An 893-nucleotide genomic window follows, 5' to 3' on the forward strand; every position below is an offset into this window, starting at 1 on the left:
GGGCGCACCCGGGCCGGCCTTCGTCCCCGTACCGCCGGCCGCCGCCGGCGCCGGCGGCCCGCCGCCGCCGTAGACCTCCGCGACCGTGGCCAGCACCCGCAGACACGACGGGCCGTCCATGGCGGTGTGGTTGACGGTGGCCAGCAGCACCGAGCCGCCGTCCGCGGTCTCGACGACCTCCACGCGCACCGGCGGCGCGGCGTCCAGCGGCGGGCAGTCGGTCATGGTCCGCTCACGGGCCGCCGCGAGGGCGCCGGGGCCGGCGGCCGGGAACGCCACCGGGTCGACGTCCGGCTCCGCGGTCAGCCGCCACCGGTAACGGCGGTGCCACCAGCGGCTGTCGGCCTTGCGCTGCAGGAACCGCGGGTGCCGCCGCATCGCCTCGGCGAACGCGGTGCGCAGCCGCTCGGGTTCGAACCGCCCGGGGAGGTGGATCTCGATGTGCACGGTCTCCGGCTCCACCGGATCCGTGCAGTGCAGCGAGACCTCGTCCACCGTGGGGAACGGGACCAGTCCCGGCGCCGCCGGGGCGGGCCGGGCGGGCTGCGTCACCGTCATCTACGCCTCTCCTCCGCGGTGGGCGCCCCGCCGCGCGGGGCGCCCACCGTCACTCAACTGCCGTTCTCCCCCCGCCGGTCGGCGGGCGTGCCGTCGTCCGGCGGGGTGTCCGCGGCGGGTGCGTCCGCGGGCGGGGTGTCCTGGACCGCGTCCCCGGCGTCACCGGTGTCCCCGGTCTCCGCCGTGCCGCTGAGCGGGACCGGCGGCTTGGGGACGAAGGCGTCGCCCGGCTCGTCCCGGGCGGTGCCCAGCGGCGGGGTGCTCTCCGCCGCGGACTCCGCGCCGGCTCCCGCGCCGGCGGCACCCGCGCCGCGGCCCGCGGTGCCCCGGCGCCA

At 79.7% G+C, this 893-nt stretch carries 2 pseudogenes; both read right to left on the bottom strand.

The annotated features are described in order from the left end of the window. Positions 1-558: pseudogene (locus ABD317_RS37305) on the bottom strand (condensation protein); the annotation flags it as partial. Between the two features lie 53 nt (positions 559-611). Beyond that, positions 612-893: pseudogene (locus ABD317_RS37310) on the bottom strand (hypothetical protein); the annotation flags it as partial.

Origin of the sequence: Streptomyces synnematoformans (genome assembly GCF_039531005.1) — a bacterium.
Lineage (GTDB): Bacteria > Actinomycetota > Actinomycetes > Streptomycetales > Streptomycetaceae > Streptomyces > Streptomyces synnematoformans.